16 protein-coding genes and 2 riboswitches are annotated in these 17,517 nt (G+C 69.2%); of the genes, 8 read left to right on the top strand and 8 right to left on the bottom strand.

Translation table 11 applies throughout. From position 1 onward, the window contains the following. Positions 1-3: 3 nt before the first annotated feature. Positions 4-1,005 (bottom strand): FAD binding domain-containing protein, encoded by a 1,002-nt coding sequence (locus jaqu_RS03740; RefSeq protein ID WP_043917592.1) that lies wholly within the window; start codon positions 1,003-1,005, stop codon positions 4-6. Positions 1,006-1,008: 3 nt separating this feature from the next. Further along, a complete protein-coding gene (locus jaqu_RS03735) occupies positions 1,009-1,659 on the bottom strand; it encodes a (2Fe-2S)-binding protein (RefSeq protein ID WP_236687774.1) in 651 nt (216 codons plus the stop codon). A gap of 327 nt (positions 1,660-1,986) precedes the next feature. After that, positions 1,987-2,188, top strand: a riboswitch (cobalamin riboswitch). A gap of 133 nt (positions 2,189-2,321) precedes the next feature. Between jaqu_RS03735 and jaqu_RS03730 the strand changes: the two genes are divergently transcribed. The 6 genes from jaqu_RS03730 to jaqu_RS03700 all read left to right on the top strand — a co-directional run bounded on the left by jaqu_RS03730 (position 2,322) and on the right by jaqu_RS03700 (position 9,468). Next, on the top strand, positions 2,322-4,169 hold the full coding sequence (locus jaqu_RS03730; RefSeq protein WP_043917591.1) for a TonB-dependent receptor plug domain-containing protein: 1,848 nt from the start codon (positions 2,322-2,324) through the stop codon (positions 4,167-4,169). Between the two features lie 11 nt (positions 4,170-4,180). Further along, a complete protein-coding gene (locus jaqu_RS03725; protein WP_043917647.1) occupies positions 4,181-5,047 on the top strand; it encodes an ABC transporter substrate-binding protein in 867 nt (288 codons plus the stop codon). Beyond that, positions 5,044-6,027, top strand: a complete 984-nt coding sequence (locus tag jaqu_RS03720; protein ID WP_043917590.1) for a FecCD family ABC transporter permease — start codon at positions 5,044-5,046, stop codon at positions 6,025-6,027. The genes jaqu_RS03725 and jaqu_RS03720 overlap by 4 nt, the downstream gene beginning before the upstream one ends. Next, on the top strand, positions 6,024-6,773 hold the full coding sequence (locus jaqu_RS03715) for an ABC transporter ATP-binding protein (protein WP_043917589.1): 750 nt from the start codon (positions 6,024-6,026) through the stop codon (positions 6,771-6,773). The genes jaqu_RS03720 and jaqu_RS03715 overlap by 4 nt, the downstream gene beginning before the upstream one ends. Continuing rightward, positions 6,770-7,420 carry an adenosylcobinamide amidohydrolase gene (locus jaqu_RS03710; RefSeq protein ID WP_043917588.1) on the top strand — a complete coding sequence of 217 codons (651 nt, stop codon included), beginning with the start codon at positions 6,770-6,772 and terminating at the stop codon, positions 7,418-7,420. Before jaqu_RS03715 ends, jaqu_RS03710 begins: the two co-directional genes overlap by 4 nt. Positions 7,421-8,028: 608 nt before the next feature. After that, entirely contained in the window at positions 8,029-9,468 is a 1,440-nt protein-coding gene (locus jaqu_RS03700) for a lipopolysaccharide biosynthesis protein (RefSeq protein WP_043917586.1), read from the top strand. Positions 9,469-9,636: 168 nt separating this feature from the next. On the opposite strand, the gene jaqu_RS03695 is transcribed toward jaqu_RS03700, so the two are convergent. From jaqu_RS03695 to jaqu_RS03675, 5 genes are all read right to left on the bottom strand, one after another. Beyond that, complete coding sequence (locus tag jaqu_RS03695) at positions 9,637-11,292, bottom strand: ABC transporter permease (protein ID WP_043917585.1); 1,656 nt, start codon at positions 11,290-11,292, stop codon at positions 9,637-9,639. Positions 11,293-11,395: 103 nt separating this feature from the next. Further along, complete coding sequence (locus tag jaqu_RS03690) at positions 11,396-11,866, bottom strand: Dps family protein (RefSeq protein WP_043917584.1); 471 nt, start codon at positions 11,864-11,866, stop codon at positions 11,396-11,398. 72 nt (positions 11,867-11,938) lie between these two features. Then, positions 11,939-12,367 (bottom strand): hypothetical protein, encoded by a 429-nt coding sequence (locus tag jaqu_RS03685; protein ID WP_043917583.1) that lies wholly within the window; start codon positions 12,365-12,367, stop codon positions 11,939-11,941. Positions 12,368-12,430: 63 nt separating this feature from the next. Then, positions 12,431-12,754, bottom strand: coding sequence for a TraR/DksA family transcriptional regulator (locus tag jaqu_RS03680; RefSeq protein WP_236687770.1), 324 nt, complete (start codon positions 12,752-12,754; stop codon positions 12,431-12,433). After that, on the bottom strand, positions 12,747-13,376 hold the full coding sequence (locus jaqu_RS03675) for an SGNH/GDSL hydrolase family protein (protein WP_043917646.1): 630 nt from the start codon (positions 13,374-13,376) through the stop codon (positions 12,747-12,749). Before jaqu_RS03675 ends, jaqu_RS03680 begins: the two co-directional genes overlap by 8 nt. Before the next feature lie 79 nt (positions 13,377-13,455). Between jaqu_RS03675 and jaqu_RS03670 the strand changes: the two genes are divergently transcribed. Together jaqu_RS03670 and jaqu_RS03665 are read left to right on the top strand one after the other, a co-directional pair. Continuing rightward, complete coding sequence (locus jaqu_RS03670) at positions 13,456-14,559, top strand: cystathionine gamma-lyase (protein WP_043917581.1); 1,104 nt, start codon at positions 13,456-13,458, stop codon at positions 14,557-14,559. Continuing rightward, positions 14,559-15,851, top strand: coding sequence for an NAD(P)/FAD-dependent oxidoreductase (locus tag jaqu_RS03665; RefSeq protein ID WP_043917580.1), 1,293 nt, complete (start codon positions 14,559-14,561; stop codon positions 15,849-15,851). Before jaqu_RS03670 ends, jaqu_RS03665 begins: the two co-directional genes overlap by 1 nt. 135 nt (positions 15,852-15,986) lie before the next feature. Here the strand turns inward: jaqu_RS03665 and jaqu_RS03660 are convergent, their stop codons facing one another. After that, positions 15,987-17,279 (bottom strand): D-amino acid dehydrogenase, encoded by a 1,293-nt coding sequence (locus tag jaqu_RS03660; protein ID WP_084629333.1) that lies wholly within the window; start codon positions 17,277-17,279, stop codon positions 15,987-15,989. Between the two features lie 137 nt (positions 17,280-17,416). Continuing rightward, positions 17,417-17,510, bottom strand: a riboswitch (glycine riboswitch). Between the last annotated feature and the right edge of the window lie 7 nt (positions 17,511-17,517).

Genomic DNA, 17,517 nt, shown 5'->3' with positions numbered 1-17,517 from the left:
CGCTCAGCCCTCCATGTCGCGCAGAACCGTCAGGGCGCGCCGGATCGTGTTCTGTCCCAGCGGCACCTTGAAGGCGTTGTGGTGGAAGGTGCGGGCGTCGGCGAAGGCCGCCTCGGCCGCGGCTTTGATGGCGTCGTCCGTCGGACGCTCGCCGCGCAGGACCTCTTCGGCCGCCGTCGCGCGCCAAGGCACCGTGGCCACGCCGCCGAGGCCGAGCCGGACGTCGGCGACCGTCTCGCCCTCCATCGCCAACCCCGCGGCGCAGGACGCGTTGGCGAAGGCGTAGGAGGATCGGTCGCGCACCTTGATGTAGGTCGACCGCCGCGTGGCCGGGGACAGATCCACGCGGAAGGCCGTGATGATCTCGCCCGGCGCCAGCCGCGTCACCTGATCCGGCGCCTCGCGGTCGGCGGGCAGGACGTGCAGGTCGGTGAAGGGGAGGCTGCGCGCGCCGTCGGGGCCGGTGATCTCCACCGTGGCGCCGAAGGCGGCGAGGCTCTGGGCGAAGTCGCCGGGATAGGAGGCGAGAAAGGTCTCGGTCGTGCCCAGCACCGCGCCCAGCCGGTTGGCGCCTTCGGGCTCGCCCGAGTCGCGGGGATCGTTGCGGGTGAGGACCGCCTGCCAGGACGGATCGCGGAAATACGGGTCGCGGGTGCGCTGCAGGACGTTGCCGCCCAGGGTCGCCATGTGGCGCAGCTGCTGCGTCGCCGCGAGCCAAAGCGATTCCGAGATGGCGGGCGCCTCGGCCTTCACGGTCGCGTCCTCGGCAGCCTGGTGCATCGTCACCAGCGCGCCCAGCACCAGAAGGTCCCCGTCGCGGCGGATCTCGCGCAGGCCAGGCTCGCGCAGGCGGGTGATGTCGATGACGCGCTCGGGCGCGTAGACCTTGTGCTTCATGAGGTCGAGCATCGTGGTGCCGCCCGCATAGATCATCGCCCCCGGCTCGGCCGCGCGGGCCGCGGCCCGAGTCAGCTCGGTGGGACGCTCGTAGAAGAAGGGGTCCATGGCTCAGGCCTCCCCGGATCCGAGATGGAAGTCCTGCCGCGCACCGCCGCCATCGACCGCCACGTCGGGCATCCGCTCCTTGGCGTCCAGCACGGCCGCGGTGATGTTCGGGTAGGCCGCGCACCGGCAGAGGTTGCCCGACATGTACTCCCGCACCTCGGCCGCGTCGCTGGCATGGCCCTCGTTGACCACCGCCACGGCGGACATGATCTGGCCCGGCGTGCAGTAGCCGCATTGCAGCGCGTCGTTCGCCACGAAGGCCGTCTGCATCGGGTGCAGCCCGTCCTCGGCATAGCCGCCCGCCTCGGCGATCCGCGCCAGCCCCTCAATCGTCGTCACCTCGCGCCCTTCGACCTGAAGGGCCAGCGTCAGGCAGGCCAGCCGCGGCTCGCCGTCGACATGGACGGTGCAGGCCCCGCATTGCCCGTGGTTGCAGCCGACCTTCGTTCCCGTCAGCTCCCGCGTTTCCCGCAGCCAGTCGAGCAGCGTCTCACGCGGCTCGGCCGCCGCCTGGATGAGCTCGCCGTTGAGCGTGACCTCGAAAGGCAGCGGATCGCGCGGGTCGGTGGGCCCGGAGGCGGGCGCGGCCGTCCCCTGACCCATCGCCGCCCCCGCGGCCAGCCCCCCCACGGCGCCGGCAGACCCCTTCAACAAGCCTCGCCGACTGATTCCTCTGTGCTCCTGGGTCATGCGATGATCTCCAATTCTGGGTCGGGATAAGAAATCTTCCGATCTCAAAACTCTCCCGTTCGACCTAGGTCCCGGCCCGAATCTGGCCAGCCTTCGGTCTGACAAGGGCGGTCCAAGCCGAACCGGGCTGATGCCTCCAGCCTGTCCCGATTGTCCGAATCCTGACGTTCACGGTGCTGCGAATTCGGCGTTCCTTCCGGCCGAGACCATCTCCGGCACGCCATCGGCGTGGGCCCTCCGACAGCATCTCGCCGATGTCCGACAAGCTCTGGCGTGGACGGGCACTGGCTGCTACGGTCGAGGCGCTTCGGTCCGGGCGGCACGCCGTCCGGTGAAAAGGGAACGCGGTGAGGGCTCTGCCCGATTCCGTGGCTGCCCCCGCAACTGTGAGCGGAGAGCGAAGCCGGATCACGCCACTGCCCCCCGGGGCGGGAAGGCCCGGCAAGAGCTGTGACCCGCGAGCCAGGAGACCTGCCGATGCGTCACCCCGTCCCGTCGCGGTGGGCGATGTGGGCGACGGAGCCTTCCGTCGTGGTGAGATCACCGTGCGCGGAGGGGTGCGCCCTCAAGCCACGAACATTGGCGACGCCAGCCCGGATCGGGGCTGTGGGACAGAGGGACGCGCGATGCGCAACGAACAGACGAAGCGGTGGCTGGCTGCCTTGATGCTGACGGCATGCATGGGGCTCGGCCTGCCGGCCGGGGCACAGGACCCGGTGGAATTGGACGAGATCGTGATCGGGGGCGCGCTGACCGCGCTGGGGCCCCAGCCGGTGTCGCGGGTCGGCGCCACGGTCGAGGCCTTGGACGCCGATGCCCTGGCCGCAAGCCCGTCCACAAGCCTTGCCGGCACATTGACACGCCTTCCCGGTGTGACGCTGTCGTCGGATGGCGGCCTGGGCGCGAACACCACGTTGCGCATCCGCGGGCTCGACACGAGCTACATCGGAACGCGGATCGACGGCATCGACGTGACCGACCCGTCGAGCACGCAGACATCGTTCGACTTCGGCGGCCTCACGGCCACGAATATCGGTCAGGTCGACCTGATCAAGGGGTCGCAATCCGCCCTGTTCGGCTCCGAGGCGATTGCGGGCGTCGTCGACATCACCACCGCGCAATCCGATGAGATCGGGTTCTCCAACCGCGCCCGCATCGAAGCCGGCAGCTTCGACACGTTCGCCGGCAGCTTCGGGCTGACCCAGCGCGGCGAGCGGGGCCAGATCTCGTTCAACATCGACCGCACGATCTCCGATGGCATTTCGGCGCGGGCGGGCGACGACGAGAAGGACGGCTTCAACCAGACATTCGCCAGCCTGACCGGCGACTTCGCCGCGACCGACGCGGTCACGCTGGGCTTCTCGGCCTTGTGGCGCGACGCGGAAGTGGAGATCGACCGGTCGGAGACCGACAATTCCGGCGTCAATTACACCGAGCAGCGAGGCGCGCGCGTCTTCGCGAGGGTCGACGCGCTCGGCGCCGCCCATGAGCTGTCCTACAGCGTCTTCTCGTCGGACAGGGAGGATCCGGGCGGCTTCACCCGCGAGTTCGGCGGGGACCGGAGGCAATTGGCCTATGTGGCCTCGGCGGATGTGGGGACGACAACGCTGTCCTTTGGCCTCGACCGGACCGTGGAAGAGATCCGCACCGACACCGTTTCGGCCGAAGACACCACGGTTTCGATCCTGGGCGAAGCGGTGCTCCGCCCCACCTCGTCCATCGAGCTTGCAGTCTCGGTGAGGCACGACGACAGCGACGACTTCGGAGGAGAAACGACCGGCCGACTGGCGCTCGCCTGGCTTGCGAGCGCCGATACGATGATCCGCGCCTCGGTCGGAACAGGGTTTCGCGCGCCCTCGCTCTTCGAGCGCTTCGCCTCCTTCGGCAATCCGGACCTTCGCCCGGAGGAAAGCCTCAGCTTCGATCTGGGCGTGGAGCATCGCTTCGGCACGACCGGGTTCGTCAAGGCCACGCTCTTCCAGGTGGAGATCGACGATCTCATCGACTTCGATGGGGCTTCCACGGTCTGCGCGTCGGGGTTCGGCTGCTATGCGCAGATTCCGGGAACCACCAGGACGCGGGGGATCGAGCTTTCGGGTCGGGTGGACGTCATTCCGGGGCGCGCGGCGGCGTTCGGCGCCTACACCTACACGGAGGCCGAAACCGAAGGAGACCGCCGCGCGCGGGTTCCGCGCCATGACCTGTTGATCGGCGTCGAAGGAGACTTCGCCCCGCGCCTTTCCGGCCGGGTGGAGGTCCGGCACGTGGCCGATGTGGAACCCTCTGTCTTCGCCCCTGCCGACAACAAGGTCGGGGACTACACGCTGGTGGGTCTGGGCCTTGGCTACGACGTGCGGGACGGCGTGGCCGCGACGCTGCGGGTCGAAAACCTGTTCGATGAAGACTACGAAACGGCCGGCGGCTTTCAGCAGCCGGGACGCGCAGTCTTCGCCGGCATCTCGGCGTCGTTCTAGACATGCGCGTCATGCCCCCCGGCAGGTCCGGCCCGTGCCGGGGGGCGATCTGGCGAGTCGTTGCCGCCGCAATCGCTGCGGTCGTGGCCACGGAAGCGTTGGCGGAGGGTCCTGCCGGTCCGCCCGCGCGGGTCGTCTCCATGAACCTCTGCACCGACCAACTCGCGATGCTGCTGGCCGCGCCGGGGCAGCTCGTCTCCGTTTCGTCCCTCGCGCAGGACCCGCGTGGCTCGGCGATGGCGACCGAGGCGGCCGCCTACCCGTCAAATCGCGGACTGGCGGAAGAGATCTATCTTCTCGATCCCGACCTGGTGATCGCGGGCAGCTTTTCGACGCAGGCCACGGTGGACATGTTGCGCAGGTTGGGCGTGCCGGTCGCGGTTCTGGATCCGGCCTATTCGATGGCAGATATCGGCGACCGGATCGAGGAAATGGGTCGCGTGCTCGGCCGCGCCGAGGCCGCCGCGCAACTCAGGGCGGAGTTCGAAGCGGGGCTCGCCGCGTTGCGCGAAGAGATCGCGACCCGGCCCCGCGCGGCGCTCTACTATGCGAACGGCTATACTTCGGGGGATCGGACGCTCGCGGGCGAGATCCTGCTGGCGGCGGGTTTTGCGAACATCGCCGCCGAGGCCGGATTGCCGGAGGGGGGCGTCATGCCACTCGAGATCCTCGCGATGGCCGAGCCGGACGCGCTCGTGACCGGTCGGCCCTATCCGCGCGCCTCCCGCGCAGAAGAGATCCTCGACCACCCCGTTCTCCACCAGATGCGCGAGCGTCGTGCGGCCGGGGCGGTGTCCGACAGCGAATGGGTCTGTGGCACGCCCCATGTCCTGCAAGCCGTCGGGCGGATGCGCGCCCTGCGCGAAAGGCTGGAATGAGAGCGCTCGCGCTGGGGCTCTGCGGGCTGGTGGCGGCGCTCTTCGCCGTCTCCCTTACGGTGGGTCCGGCCGAGATCGGACCGGGCGAGAGCCTCCGCGCGCTCGTGATGGGCGACGCCGGCCCTCTGACGCTGGTCATGCGGGAGATCCGCCTGCCCCGAGCATTGCTTGCCGCCCTCGTCGGGGGCGGTCTCGGCCTCGCGGGCGCGGCGATGCAGGGCTATCTGCGCAACCCGCTCGCAGATCCCGGCCTGATCGGGGTCTCGGCATCGGCCGCGCTCGGCGCCGTCCTCGCGATCCAGACCGGCGTCGCGGCCGCGGTCTGGATCGGCTTGCCCGCGATGGCACTCATCGGCGCGGCCCTCGGCGTCGGCCTCGTCCTGATGCTGGCCGGGCAGCATGGCGGGTCGCTGACACTGATCCTCGCAGGGATCGCCGTCTCCGCCCTGGCGGGCGCGCTGACGGCACTGGTCCTGAACCTGTCGCCGAATCCCTTCGCGGCCAGCGAGATCGTGTTCTGGACGATGGGATCGCTTGCGGACCGCTCGATGTCGCATCTCTGGCTTGCGCTCCCCCTGGTCGTCGCGGGCGCAGCGGTGCTTTTGCGGCTCGGCCCGGCGCTGGATGCTCTGACACTGGGCGAGGATGCCGCGGCCTCGCTGGGCGTCCGCGTGGAACGGCTTCGCCTTTCGCTGGTCGCGGGCACCGCGCTGATCGTCGGCGGGACAACGGCCGTGGCGGGCGCCATCGGCTTCGTCGGCCTCGTGATCCCGCACATCCTGCGCCCCCTGGTCGGTGCCCGGCCCGCGCGCCTGCTCTGGGCGTCGGCGTTGGGGGGCGCGGCGCTGATCCTGGCCGCCGATATCGCGGTGCGCGTGGTGGTGCCCGAGCGGGATCTGAAGCTGGGCGTGTTAACCGCCTTGGTCGGCGCGCCGGTCTTTCTGCACCTCATCTGGCGGTCGCGGAGGCTGGAGGCATGAGCCTGCTGACGCTCGACGGGATCGGGGTCACACTCCGCGGGCGGCGGGTGCTCTCGGACGTCTCTCTCACCGTCGGCCCCCAGGAGTTGGTGGGTCTGCTGGGCGCGAACGGGTCGGGCAAGACGACCCTGCTGCGCGCAGCACTCGGGCTTGTCCCGCATGAGGGGCTTTCGAGCCTCGCGGCGCTGCCGCCCTCTGCCCGCGCCCGCGCGGCCGCATGGATGCCGCAAGGCCGGGCCGTGGCCTGGCCCGTCGCCGTCGAAGAGGTGGTCGCACTCGGCCGGATGCCGCATGGCGACGGCAGGACCGAAACCGGCCGCGCCGCCGTCGATCATGCGCTGACCCGGCTGGGCCTCGACCCGTTCCGCCGCCGCGCCGCCACGCGCTTGTCGGGCGGAGAAACGGCGCGTGTCCTGTTGGCCCGCGCCCTTGCGCAGGATGCGCCGCTGCTGCTGGCCGACGAACCGATGGCGGGGCTCGATCCGGCGCACCAGATCGCGGTCATGCGTCTCTTGCGCGATCTCGCACGGGAAGGGCGCGGGATCGTCGTCTCGATGCACGACCTCGCATTGGCGGCGCGGTATTGCACGCGGTTGATCGTCCTGTCCGGCGGTGGCGTGACGGCGGACGGCCCACCGGAGGAGATCCTGACGCCAGACCTGCTGCGGGATGCGTTCGGCCTCGAGGCGCAGATCGTCGATACCCCTCACGGACCTCTGCTCGACGCCCACGGGGTCGCGCCGTGATCCGCCCGGCCCTCTCCCCCCCTTGGCTGGACATGGATCTGGGACAAGAGATGCGGGTCCTCTCCTTCGCGCCGCATCGCCCGGGCTTCGTGACGGCATCACGCATCCTCTGGCGCGAAGTCCGGGATGCCGATCTGCCGGAGGATTTCGACGCCTATGCCGCGCTCAAAGGCTGGCTGAGGGCGCGGCAGGCCGCGGATTCGGTCTGCTTTCTGACTTCCCGCTCCCTGGATGCGCATCGGGTGGCACGGGCAGAGGTCGAGGGTGTCCGCGCCGATGCCGTCGCCACGGTCGGCCTGAGCAATGCCGAGCGGATCGGCACCCGCCGCCTCGCCATGGCGAGCGTCGGCACGATCAACCTCGCCGTCCGGCTTTCGTTGCCTCTCGCATCCGAAGCCCTGATCGAAGCTCTCACGCTCGCGGCCGAAGCCCGCACGCTGGCAGTTCTGGAGGCCGGATTGGACCTGCCCGGCGGTCCTGCGACCGGCACGGGAACGGACTGCATCGCGGTGGCGGCGCCCGAAGGGTCCTGCCGGCACGCGGGCAAACACACGGCCGCCGGCGAAGCGTTGGGCCAAGCCGTCCTGAGGGCCGTGCGTGCAGGCGTGTCGCGATGGATGGAGGAGACCGGCGGCCAGACGCGATGAGACCCCGTCCGTCCACCGTGTCCCGCGCGGGACCAGGTCGATCCCCACGACATCCACAGACCCGCCGAAAACTCCGAAGGCGACGGCGAGCGCGTTCCGGTTGCCGCATCAGACCCGCGCTCCGGGCGATATGCCTCCTGCCAGGCCGGTGACGCGGCCCAGTCATTCAATCGCGCCGCGGCGAGGTGCGGCCGGCTCGGGCACAGCGTCGTGGACAATGCGTTGCCGGGGCATGACCGGCATGGCCGCACCGAACGCGATCTGTTAGCCGTTGGTTGATTGTCCGGCGAGGATCCCGTGCCGTCCGTCTGGAACCGCATCCTGAGCAAATCCCAGCGTCCCGCGCTGACCTTGTCCCGTCCGAAATGCAGGTGGCGATGGACAATGCGCCTCTCGTGGGCACCACTCGGATGATCACCATCGCATGGCGCGGCGTCATTGCTCCGATCGGGACGGCCTTCGATCTGAGGTCTCCTTCCGTCGCGGGGCCGGTCGTCCATGGCTTCGGAGCCTGCTCCTCGCCCGCCTTCTCAAGCCTCGCGCTTCCGCGAAAGCCGGGTGCCACACCGATGCGGGCACGTTTCGTCAGGGATATGGTCTAGACGTCGATGCGTGCACCGGCTTCAGCCTACCTTGCCGGTGCGGTCGGCGTCGCTGGCGGAACGGTGGCAAGCAGCGTTGCGGGCTTCGCCTCGCTCCTGCTGCTGACGCAGATCCTCTCCAAGGAGATGTTCGGAGGCTATGCCTTCGCGATGGCGGTCGTCACGCTTGTGAGCGTGCTGGCGACGCTCGGCCTCGACCGCGCCCTCATGCTGCGGGTGGCCGGGATCGAACCGTCGTCCCGATGGCTGCGCGGGGGCGGCCTCGCGCTTCGGGTGACGCTGATCTGCACCGCCGTCGCCGGGGCGCTCGGGGCGCTCATGGCGGTCACGGCCGAGCCATTCGTTTCGATGGGCCTGATGCCAGAGGCCCGGTTCTGGTTGCCGGCGCTGGCCTTGTCGGCCGTGCCATTCACGGCGGGAATGGTGCTCCATTCCTGGTACCAGGCAAACCATCGCGTCGCCTTCGCCGCTGCGATGCCCGGCATCGGAGACCTGTCCAGGTGCCTGTTCTTCGCGGTGGTCCTGCTGGCGGGGTTCGGTGCATCCGGCGTCGCGGCGGCTGCTGTCCTCGGGGCCACCGTCCCGGTCGCGCTGCTGATCTGGCAGGCGCGGGGGCGGACCCGACGCGCGCCCCGGCGCTTGAACGGGGGCGATTTCACGAAAGGCATTCAATTCGTCACGATCCGCCTCGCGCAGGAGAGTGGGCGGCAAGTGGATCTGGTCATGATGGGTCTGCTCGCCACCGGGGCCGCGACCGCCGACTACGCCATAGCCGCCCGCATCGCAGCCATCGCGGATCAGGGTCGGCAATCGTTGAAGCCCACCTTCATGCCCCGCACGCGAAGATGGATCGCGGCAGGCGATACCGCCGCGGCCTTGCGCGAATTCGCCCGTACCCGCGACGCCGGATTCGCGGCCGCCTTGGCGGCGGCGACCCTCTTCACGCTAAGCGGGATGCCGATCCTGTCGCTCTTCGGCGCTTTCGAACAGGCCTACTCGGTGCTCCTGCTCGTGACCCTCGGGTTCGTGCTGAATACCGGGCTGGGATTGCATGCCGCCTATCTGGCGATGCACGGAGAGGTGGGCTGGTCCGCCCTGCTCCGCGTCGGCGGGCTTGTCCTTCTCGTCGCGCTCAACTTCCTCCTCATTCCACGCTTCGGGGCGGTCGGCGCGGCGACGGCCGCTGCCCTGACGCAGGGTGTGATCAACGTCGCGAGCGCGACGCTGGCATGGCGTCTGACTGGGCTTATCCCCGTGGACCGGATGCAGGTCGTGCTGATCGTCGCGGCAGTCATTGCCCTCACCGCAGGCGCGACGGCGGCGTTGAGCCCGGTTGCCGCCGGCGGGCTGCTTGGCGCAGCCTTCCTGATTGCGGCCTTCCGCAGCAGAAGCGTTCTCCGTGAACTCGCACGCATGGCCCTGGCGCGTCGGGCGCGGAAGCCCTGATCGGATGGGGCCCCGCCGCGAACGGGTGTACGAAGACCTTGACTGATCGGTCATGACGGCCCGAGTGGCGCTTCGGGCGATGGCTGGCGGGTCTCGTCCGACCGACTCCGGCAGACGGTCAGCGCAGCATTTCGTGCGATCGACCGCGGAGTCCGGCAGGACCCTCGCCTAGCGAGTCCGTCCGATCCGGCGGCACAGGATCAGCACCGGGATCAGGCCGACCGCCACGATGACGAGGCTCGGCACGGCGGCGCCCTGGAGCCGTTCGTCCGAGGCCAGCCGATAGGCCTGAACCGCGAGCGTGTCGTAGTTGAAAGGGCGCATGATCAGCGTGGCCGGCAGTTCCTTGGCCACGTCGACGAAGACGATCAGGGCCGCCGTCATGAGACTGGGCACGAGGGTCGGAACATGCACGTCGCGCACCGTGCCCCAGACGCCCCGTCCGAGTACCCGCGCAGCGGAGTCCGTGTTCCGCGTCACCGTGGCGAGCCCGCCCTCGTAGGCGCCGATCGCCGCTGCGAGGAACCGGATCATGTAGGCCGCGACCAAGAGCCAGATCGACCCGGTGACCAGGAGGCCGGTGTCGATCCCGAACCGCGCCTCCATCAGCCGGTCCAGCCCGTTGTCGAAGGCGGCGAAGGGGACGAGCAGGCCCACCGCGATCACGCCTCCGGGTACGGCGTAGCCCAATCGGCCTATGGACAGGGCCGCGCCGGACGCCCGCCCCGGGGCGACCCGTGCCAACGTCCCCAGGAGCAGCGCGGCCGCCACGGTGACGATGGCGGCTATGGTCGCGAGCGTCACCGTGTTGGTCAGGAACCCGACATAGCGGCGGGACGTCAGATCCTGCTCGGACCCTGCGGCCATGACCGCCAGCGTCAGGACCGGCACCGCGACGCCAAGCAGGACCGGCAGGCCGCAGGCCACCGTGGCGAGCGCCGCCTTCCAGCCCCGCAGCCGTGCACGGGCCTCGACGTGCCGGGCGCGCGAGGCATAGGTCGCCTCGCCCCGGCTGCCCCGTTCCAGCAGCGCCAGCAAGAGGGCGAATGCGAGAAGGCCAAGCGCGAGCTGCGCCGCCGCCGCCCGGTCCGCGAGCGTGAACCACGCCGTATAGATCCCCGTGGCGAAGGTCTGCACGCCGAAGAAGGCAACGGTGCCGAAATCGGCGATCACCTCCATCGAGACGAGCAGCACACCGGCGGCCACCGCAGGCCGTGCCATCGGCAGGGCGGCGGTCGCGAATGCACTCCAGGGGCCACGGCCAAGGGATCGCGCGACGTGGTACGGGCCCTGTCCCTGCAGCACGAAGGCCGACCGGGCCAGCAGATAGACATAGGGATAAAGCACGAGCGTCAGCATCAGCGCCGCACCGCCCAGCGACCGGATCTCGGGAAACCAGTAGTCGCGCGGCCCCCAGCCCGTCAGGTCGCGCAAGCTGGTCTGAACGATGCCCGGATGGTCCAGCAGGTGGGTATAGGCATAGGCCAGCACGTATCCCGGGAAGGCGAGCGGCAGGACCAGCGCGGGCTCCAGCCAGCGGCGGCCCGGGAAATCGCATGCCGTGACCAGCCAGGCGGTCACCGCGCCAAGCACCAGCGTCCCAAGCCCCACCAGCACGATCAGCGCAAGTGTCGCACCCGCATAGGCCGGCAGAACCGTGGTCGCCAACTGAGTGACGGTCTCAAGGTTTCCACCCAGCGCCGCGAGCAGGACGCCGAGATGGGGCAACGCGCAAATGACCGCGACGCATCCCGCCGCGAAGGCGAGCGAACGGGGGACGACCCGCCTGTGCGCGGGGCCGTCGCCTCGTGGGGTCTGTGTGATGCTATCGGACAGGGGTCGGTCTCACCTCGGACGGGAACGACCGTGTCATGGCACGGGCCCGGCTGCGGGGGCCACCCCCGACCGCAGGCCCGCCACGATGGGCTCAGCGCAAGTGGGCGCGCAGCATCCAGGCGAACTTGTCGTGGATACGGCCGCGTTCGATGGCCAGATCCTCGGTCCGGATGTCGCCATGCTTCGCGGCGACTTCCGAGAGACCGGCAAGTGTCGCGCCGATCGTCTCCTGCGCCTCGGCCAGATGGCGGATCATCTCTTTGTCGGACGCGGTCTCGTCGCCTTCCTGGACCTTCGACCGGTCCAGATGGCCGGCCAGCTTGCCTTCCGCGATCTCTCCGATCGCGCGGATGCGTTCCGCAAGGTCGTCCTGACCGACGAAATGGTCCTCGTAGATCTGCTGGAACAGCTCGTGCAACGGCCCGAACGACATGCCGGTCACATTCCAATGGTAATTCTGGGCGAGCATCGTGGTCACGACGGTCTCGGCGACGGCCTGATTCAGAGCCTCGGCGATTTCGGTCGCGGCGTCGGGTGTCAGGTCGGAAGCGGTTTGAGCCATGGGATATCCCTCCGGTGATGAAGAATGGCGGGCTGGCGGCTGCTGGCTGGCTTCGATTAGTTTAGAACTGTTCTAAGAAACTGCAAGCTCCGATCGGCGATGCGCTTCGCGAGGCAGGCGGTCCAGAAAACCCCGCATCAGAAGCGAAATGGCTGTCCCGCCGAGCGGCGTGGTGCGCCGCGACAGAAGGAACCGCTCGGAATCGATGTCCCTCCGGGCGATGGCATCGGCGATGGCGAGGATCCAGCGTTCGTCGAAGCTGCGCGCGGACGCCTCGGTGGCGTGAAATCGCGGACGGACATGCATCGCCTGCGGCAAGGCGCGGGCTAAAAGGCGTGCAATCTCGTCTGCCTTGCTTTCGGGATCGAAGAGCGCGCAGGCGCGCGCCGTGTCGAGCCGCGCCGAGGCCCGGCATTCGAGGGCGGCGCGCCTCAGAAGGACGAGGAGATCCGGCGGGCTGTCGCCGGTCGGGTCTGTGTGAAGAGCGCGGACTGCTTGCATCGGCCTATCCCCTCTAATCCCGACCAAGTTAGTCGGATATCCGCAGGTTTGAAAGACCTGTCTTCAGCCCCGCGCGCAATCGACGCAAAGACGCGTGCACGGATCGAGATCGAGGCGCGCCGGCGCGATCGGCTCTTCGCAGTCCTGGCAACGTCCGAACGTCCCGGTCTCCAGCCGGTCCAGCGCCCTGTCCACCTCGGCAAGTCGGGCGCGGCGTCGTGCCTCTGTCCCGGTGGCCATCGCCTGATCCCGGATCGCATCCATCCGCGAAAGGCGTCCCACCGCCTGCTGGTCTAGTTCCACAGGGCGGCGGCCGGATGCCGTCGTCCCGGATGCGGCAAGCAGATACGCGCGCTCGGCAAGCAGTCGGGCCCGCCAGTCAGCCACGTCGATTGCGCACGGCCTCGGCGGCGGCCCGCCCCAGCGCGGCATGGGCTTCGGCGGTCAGGTGTATCCCGTCCACCGGATCGACGCTCGCATGGCGGCCGGCGTCCAGAAAGCCGCATCCGAGGCGCTTCGCCTCGGCGCGCAAGGCAGGGGCGATCGCACGCGACCGGGCGGGGCCACCCTGATACATCTCAGCCAGAACGCCCGCTTCCTCGATGGGGACCGGCGCGATCAACATGACGTCTGGCGGAGCGCCGGCCGGCCCCGCATTGGACGCGAGGATGACTTCCGCCAGCCGACCGATCCCTGCAGCGATGTCCCATCCACGCAGGCCGAAGCGGGCCTTGCAATCGTTCGTGCCGAGCATGATCAGGACCATTTCGACCGGCCGATGGCTTTCCAGCAGCGCGGGCAGGACGGTCAGACCGTTCTTGTGCGCCCCTTCGACCGGATCGTCATGGACGGTCGTGCGGCCCGGCTGGCCCTCGACGATGACCCGTCCACCCAACAGGTCCGCCATCACATCGGGCCACGGAGTGCCTTCGGGAAAGCGGGCCACGTCCCCGCGGCGGCGTATCGCCGGTGTTCCGTGGGAATTGCTGTCGCCGAAAACCAGGATCATCGCAGCGAGGCTAGCGGCGGGACGGCGACCGGGCAACAGGCCCTCGCGCGGGGGCCTGCCCCGCGCTAGAGGGACAGGCATGACCGATCCGATCCAAGCCGCCGCCATGGCGCTCCTGCATCACCGCACGTCCCGTCTTGCCGAGGGCGATCCGGTTGCGGAGCCGATGCTCACGACCGCGACGTTCCGACTGGGCGACCAGCCCGCGCAAGATGCGATCTACGGGCGCTATGCCACGCCCACCGTCACCGCCTGCGAGGGACGCCTGTCGGAAATCGAAGGCGCGCCCGCGCTTCTTTTCGCCAGCGGCATGGCGGCAATCGCGGCGGTGATGCTCGCCACCTGCCGCGCGGGCGACCGCATCCTGTTGCCGGCGGACGGCTATTTCCACACACGTGTCCTGGGCGGAGAAATGCTGGCCGGGATGGGCATCGAGACGGTGGAGGTTCAGACCCGCGATCTGGGCGACGCCGACCTGGCCGGCATCCGCCTCGCGATGATCGAGACACCATCCAATCCGGCGCTGGATCTCGTGGACCTCGCCGCGTTCTCCGCACGCACCCGTGAGGCGGGGGCTTTGCTTGCCGTGGACAACACCTTCGCCACCGGCTTCCTGCAACGGCCACTGGAACTGGGCGCCGATATCGTCGTCGCCTCGGACACCAAGGCCGCCGGAGGGCATTCGGATCTGATCCTCGGCCATGTCGCCACCCGCGACGAGGCGCTGCACGACCGGCTGGCGGATGTCCGCAAGTTCGCCGGATCCATCCCCGGACCCTTCGAGGCGTGGCTTCTGTCCCGCAGCCTCGAGACGCTGGAATTGCGTCTCGAACGGATGTGCGCGAACGCTGCCGCCGTCGCGGCCCGGCTCGCAGCAGCCGATCTCGCCGTGACCTATCCCGGCCGGCCCGATCACCCCGACCACGCATTGGCCGCCACGCAGATGCGCGCGCCTGGCTTCGTCATCGGAACGGATTTCGGGAGTAAGGCCGCCGCGGAGCGCTTCATCGCCGCCTCGGGCGCGATCCTGTCCGCGACCAGCTTCGGCAGCACGCATACCAGCGCCGACCGACGGGCCCGCTGGGGGGATGCCGTGCCAGAGGGCTATCTGCGCCTGTCGGTCGGGATCGAACCGCAGGCGCCGCTTCTGGACGCCATCGGTCGCGGCTTGGCGGCGATCTGATGAGCCGCGGCCGCGCCCTCGTCATTGGCCGGGGCGTGATCGGAAGTTCCGTCGCGTTGGCGCTGGCGCGCGACGGATGGACGGTCACCGCGCTGGACCGGCACGGCGTCGCCGGCCATGGCTCGACCAGCGCATCCTCCGGGGTCATCCGAACGCACTACTCGACGCGCGAGGGCTCGGCCCTGGCATGGGAAGGCTACCATGTCTGGCGGGATCTGGCCGCGGCGCTCGACGCGCCGCCCGAAGGGTTGGCGCGGTTCCGGGAAACCGGCTGCCTCGTTATGGCGCATGCTGGCAATGACGGCCTGCGACGGCAGCGCGAGATCGCGGACGATCTGGGCATCCCGTGGGAATGGTGGACCGGCGATGCGATCCGCACGCGCCTGCCGCATCTTGACCTGCGCCAGTACGGGCCGCCGAGAAGACCGGACGCGGCCGGGTTCGGGGAACCGACCGGCGGCTCCATCGAGGGAGGTGTCTTCTGGCCCAATGCCGGATACGTGGCCGATCCGATGCTCGCCGCCCAGAATATCTGGGATGCCGCCGCGCGGCATGGCGCCGAAGCCCGGCGCGGAAAGGTGACCGGCTTCCGGATCGACGGGCGGGTCAGGGCGGCTCTGCTGAAAGATGGGGAGGCGGTCGAAGCCGACATCGTCGTCAACGCGGCCGGACCGGCCTCGTCCGGGATCAACGCGATGGCCGGGGCCGATCTCGACATGGGCGTCCATCCCCGGCCGCTTCGTCAAGAGGTGGTCCATCTGCCTCCGCCTCCCGGGCTCGACGGCAGCGACCTCGGGCCGGTCGTGTCGGATGGCGATGCGGGCGTCTATAGCCGTCCCGAGCGGGCCGGGATGCTGATCGGATCCGAAGAGCCGCCTTGCGATCCGATGGTCTGGGTCGAGGATCCTAACAGGATGGCGCGTGACTTCACCGATCAATGGGACGTGCAGGCGATGCGGTACGGTCAGAGAGTGCCGAAGATCGGAATTCCCACCCGGCGGTCGGGCGTCGTCGAATGCTACGACGCGACCGAGGACTTCATCCCGATCTACGACCGGTCCTGTGTCCCCGGTTTCTACATGGCCTGCGGCACCAGCGGCAACCAGTTCAAGACCGCACCGGTGGTCGGCACTCTGATGGCCGCGATCATCGCTCATGTCGAAAGCGGCGGGAACCAGGATGCCGACCCGGTACAGGTCGAGGCGCAGAGGACCGGCCTGACACTCGATACGGGGTTCTATTCGCGATTGCGGTCTCCGAACCCGGAAAGCTCGGGCACCGTTCTCGGTTAGCCTGTCCGCATGTCCCGCCTTGTCGGTTGCGACGCGGCCCCCGCGGCAGGGCACCCCGGTTTGCCGCGCAGTCAGCCTCAGGCCGCACGTCCGGGGCGGACCACCGCGCGGTGGCCCGCCGCACCTGGTTGGCGCCTAGGCGGCGACCTCCATCCGCTGCATCACAAGGCCCGCAACCATTTCGGCCGTGGCAGCAGACAGCGTCCAACCTAAATGACCGTGCCCGGTATTGTAGAACACGCCCGGCATCTTGCCGGCTTCGACCCGCGGCAGCATGTCAGGCATCATCGGACGCAAGCCCGCCCAAGGGCGCACGTCCTCGGTGGACAGACCGGGGTGGTGCTTGCGCACCCATGTCACCAGCGGGGCGATCCGCTCGGCCCGGATGTCGCGGTTCTCGCCCGCGATTTCCGCAGTTCCGGCGACGCGATACCGATCCGCACCCAGACGGGACGTCACGACTTTCGCATCGTCGTCCAGCAGGCTGACCCAGGGCGCGGCCGCGCGGTCCGCCTCCGTGTGCATGTTCACCGTGATCGAATATCCCTTCACCGGGTAGACGTTCATCCGGTCGCCCAGCATCGAGGCGAAGCGCCGCGACGCCACCCCGCCACAGATCACCACGGCATCGTAATGCACCGCTTCCGGCTCGTCGTCCTCGCCCGTCGGGCGCGATTTGACGGTGACGCCGCCGCCCTGCGCCTTCAGGGAGACGACTTCGGTCCCCATCCGCATCTCGGCGCCATGACGCGCGCACGCCGCTGCGAGCCCGGTCGAGAACTTGTGGATGTCGCCGGTGAAATCGCTCTCGGTGTAGAAGCCGCCGACCAGATCGCCGGACAAGGCAGGCTCCAGCGTCGCGATCTCGTCCGGTGTCACGGCATTGCGGACCAGCCCACCCTTCGCCAAAAGCTTGGTCACGCGGGCCGCATCGTCCAGCGCCTTCTGCGTCTTGTAGAAATGCAGGATCCCGCGACGCTCCAGATCGAAGTCGATCCCCTCTTCTTCTGCCATGCGCAGCAGATGCCCGCGCGCCTCAAGCGCCAGACGGACGGTATGCACGGTCGCGTCTTCGTATCCCGGGATCGCCTTGAGGAACTCGGCCATCCAGGAAGCCTTGTGCCAACTGGGTGCAGGCCGAACCAGAAGCGGCGCGCCCGGCGTGACCATCCATTTCGCACCCTTGGCAACGGTCGCGAGGCGGTTCCACACTTCCGCATTCGACGCCGAGAGTTGACCGCCATTGGCGAAGCTCGTCTCCATCGCGGCGTAGGGGTGACGTTCGTAGAGCGTCGGCCGGAGTCCGTGGCGCAGAAGTGCGTAGGCGGCCGTGACGCCGGTGATACCGCCGCCGATGACGGCCACGCGGTCGCCTGCGCGGAAATGGCCCGTCCCGAGACGGCCGGTCGTGATCTGAGGTGCGGTCATGCGCCGGTCCGGGGTGGCCCCCGCCTCTATGCGCCCCTCCGTCCTTGCCTGAGAGATTCGCCGGGCCGACCTCATGCCGGCGCGCGGTTTGCTCCTTCGGCGGGCGGGTCGACGCCCGCCACTCTCCGGATTCTTCAACCTTGTCCGCGGTCCCTGGTACCTGAGAGTTTCCGGGGCGGTTGCTCCTTCGGTGCCCGGCCTCGGGGGCCGAGTCTCTCCCGCTGACGACAAGTGTTTC

Origin of the sequence: Jannaschia aquimarina (assembly GCF_000877395.1) — a bacterium.
Classification (GTDB): Bacteria; Pseudomonadota; Alphaproteobacteria; order Rhodobacterales; family Rhodobacteraceae; genus Jannaschia; species Jannaschia aquimarina.
The sequence above is the reverse complement of the archived record's forward strand: the minus strand, read 5'-3'. Positions and strand labels throughout refer to the sequence as shown.